The 2,958-nt window shown below is 68.0% G+C and carries 4 protein-coding genes; all 4 read right to left on the reverse strand.

The window, feature by feature from the left end; genetic code table 11:
* A partial coding sequence (locus WBH99_RS08280) for a hypothetical protein (RefSeq protein WP_424219613.1) occupies window positions 1-190 on the reverse strand: 190 nt, incomplete at its 3' end.
* A 12-nt stretch (window positions 191-202) separates the two neighbouring features.
* On the reverse strand, window positions 203-1,567 hold the full coding sequence (locus tag WBH99_RS08285) for a TrpB-like pyridoxal phosphate-dependent enzyme (RefSeq protein ID WP_424219614.1): 1,365 nt from the start codon (window positions 1,565-1,567) through the stop codon (window positions 203-205).
* A gap of 90 nt (window positions 1,568-1,657) precedes the next feature.
* Window positions 1,658-2,374, reverse strand: a complete 717-nt coding sequence (locus WBH99_RS08290; RefSeq protein ID WP_424219615.1) for a type III pantothenate kinase — start codon at window positions 2,372-2,374, stop codon at window positions 1,658-1,660.
* The coding region (locus WBH99_RS08295) for a biotin--[acetyl-CoA-carboxylase] ligase (RefSeq protein ID WP_424219616.1) at window positions 2,371-2,958 on the reverse strand (588 nt) is incomplete at its 5' end. The genes WBH99_RS08290 and WBH99_RS08295, both read right to left, overlap by 4 nt.

Below are 2,958 nucleotides of genomic sequence, written 5' to 3' on the forward strand. Positions count from 1 at the left end.
GGGCTGGCGCGATCGGCGCCGCGAGGGCCTTGCCCCCTTCCCCATCCCGGGCAAGCAGCCGCAGACGCTCGGGATGGACCTGCTGCTCGATGCGCAAGGCATCCGGCGCTTCGGCCGTGCCCAGATAGCCCTGGGTGTAGGCAAAGAACAGCAGGTTGGCAAGGATCAGAAAAAAAACCAGGGCCCGCATGGTTTGGCGCTTTCAGCCCACCTGGGGCAGGTGTTTGAGGGAAGCCTGGATGGCCTCGGCCGGGTAGGCGAAATCCTCCAGTGCGCCAGCAAAGAATTTGTCGTAGGAGGTCATGTCGAAGTGGCCATGACCGGTGAGGTTGATCAGAATCACCTTTTCCTCGCCACTCGCCTTGGCCGCCAGGGCCTCGTCGATGGCGGCGCGGATGGCGTGGCAGGCCTCGGGGGCGGGGATGATGCCTTCGGCCCGGGCAAACTGGACCCCGGCTTCGAAGGTGGCGAGCTGCGGCACGGCCCGGGCTTCCACCAGGCCCTCATGGACGAGCTGGGAGACCAGGGGACTGGCGCCGTGGTAGCGCAGCCCGCCGGCGTGGATGCCGGGCGGCATGAAGTCGTGGCCGAGGGTAAACATCTTCATCATCGGCGTGTAGCCGGAGACATCGCCGAAATCGTAGGCATAGCTGCCTCGGGTCAGGGTCGGGCAGGAGGCGGGCTCGACCGCGATGCAGCGCAGCTTGTCGGCGCGCTTGTCCCCGGCCGCCTTGTCGGCCAGGAAGGGAAAGGCGATGCCGCCAAAGGACGAGCCGCCGCCGCAGGGCCCCAGCACCACGTCCGGGTAGAGGCCGAGCTTGTCAAACTGCTTTCTGGCTTCGAGGCCGATGATGGTCTGGTGCAAGAGCACATGGTTGAGCACCGAGCCCAGGGTGTAGCAGGTGCCCTTGTCGGCGGCGGCTTCTTCGACGGCCTCGGAAATGGCCAGGCCGAGGGAACCCTGGCAGTCGGGATCGGCGGCCAGGGCCTTGCGGCCGGCCTCGGTCAGGGCGGTGGGACTGGCGAACACTTCGGCGCCCCAGGTCTGCATCATCGAGCGGCGCAGGGGTTTTTGCTCGTAGCTGACCTTGACCATGAACACCCGCACCGGCAGGCCGAACATCTGCCCGGCAAAGGCGATGGAGGAGCCCCACTGCCCGGCGCCGGTCTCGGTGGTCAGCTTCCGGGTGCCGGCCTGTTTGTTGTAGAAGGCCTGCGGCACGGCGGAGTTGGGCTTGTGCGAACCGGCCGGGGACACTCCCTCGTACTTGTAGAAGATCTTCGCCGGGGTGCCCAGGGCCTGTTCCAGACGCAAGGCCCGGCACAGGGGAGCGGGACGCCAGAGGGCGTAGATCTGGCGCACTTCCTCGGGAATCTCGATCCAGCGCTGGCGGCTCATCTCCTGTTCGATGAGGTTCATCGGGAAGATGGCGGCCATCTGCTCGGGGCTGATGGGTTTGCCATCCGGCCCCAGCGGCGGCGCCGGCGGATTTTTCATGTCGGCCACCACGTTGTACCAGTGGGTGGGCATTTCGGCAGGATCGAGATAGGTACGCAGAGGAATCATGATGTTTTCAAAAAAATAGGGGCAAGGACGCCAAGTTAACCGAAAAAGCCTGCCGCACCAAAACCAGGCAGGCTCGCCGTGCCCGCACCATTACGGTGCCGAGCCATTCAGGGCCAGCAGCCGGAGGCCCTCCAGCACCAGATTATCCACCCGGAGCAGCGGCAGTTCGAGCTGGCGTTCAAGGGCGGGCGCCGCGCCGCCGGACAAGAAGCACAACGCGGCCCCCGGCAGCCGGGCATAAGCCCGCTCGATGGCGCCTAGCTGGGCTTCCAGGCAGCCGGTGCGGATGGCGTCCTGCGTCTGGCGCGGAAAGTCCTGATAGGCCCCAGGCGCCCTGGGCAGGCGGGCCGTGCCCTGGGCCAGGGCGGTGTGCATCATCTCCAGCCCCGGCAGGATCAGCCCTCCCAGGAAGCGGCCCTCCCCGTCCAGACTGTCGATGGTGGTGGCCGTGCCCGCCGTCACCACGAGGCAGGGCTGCTGGCTCAGGGAACGGGCGCCGATCAGGGCGCACCAGCGGTCCACCCCGAGTTGCCGGGGCTGCAGATAGCCATTCACGACGCCAGCAGCAGCGCATGTGCTGACCATGTGTTCCAGCACCTGTCCGGGGAAAGCCTGGGCCAGCAGAGCCTCCCGGGCCTCGCAGGCCACACTGGACAACACGACCCGGGTCAGGGGCGGCCAGCCTGCCACCAGTGCGCTCAGCATCTGGGCATCGTCCCAATCGAGGGCGCCCTGGGCCAACCAGCCAGCGGGCTCGGCCAGCCCCCATTTGAGGCGGGAATTGCCGGCATCGAGACAGAGGATCATTGCGCTCTCAGGCTCACGTCGCCGGCCAGAAAACGCTGGATGCCCGCGCGGGTTTCCAGCAGCAGACTGCCTTCGGCATCGGCACCCAGGCAGCGCCCCTCGGCCAGCACCTGCCCCTCCTCCAGCAGGCGCACCGGGCGCCCCTGCCAGATGTGCCGGCGCTGCCATTCGGGCTGGAGCGGGGCGAAGCCCTGTGGCTCGAAGGCGTCCAGGGTCGCCATCAGATGGGTGAGCAGGGTCGCCAGCAGCAGGTGCCGCTCGGGCAGCGGACCCAGCTGGGCCAGCCCGGCAGCCGGCTGTTCCAGCTGCTCCGGGGCCGGGGCGCGCAGGTTGAGGCCGATGCCGATCACCACCTGGATGCCGCGCCGGTCCGCCGCCAGCTCGACGAGAATCCCGCCCAGCTTGGCCTCGCCTCGATGCCCCGAAAGATAAAGGTCATTGGGCCACTTCAAGCCCACCTCTGCGAACCCCAGGGCCTCCAGCCCCCGGGCCAGCGCCAGGCCCACCGCCAGACTCAGGCCGGCCAGCCGGGCCGGGCTGGCCGGCCAGCGCCAGAGCAGGGAAAAAGTGAGGCTATCCTCCGG

Source organism: Azovibrio sp. (assembly GCF_049658005.1).
In the GTDB taxonomy this organism is placed as follows: domain Bacteria; phylum Pseudomonadota; class Gammaproteobacteria; order Burkholderiales; family Rhodocyclaceae; genus Azovibrio.

Coding starts and splice junctions, on each gene's coding strand:
- WBH99_RS08285 (WP_424219614.1), bottom strand. CDS start 1,567: ATGATTCCTCTGCGTACCTATCTCGATCCTGCCGAAATGCCCACCCAC.
- WBH99_RS08290 (WP_424219615.1), bottom strand. CDS start 2,374: ATGATCCTCTGTCTCGATGCCGGCAATTCCCGCCTCAAATGGGGGCTG.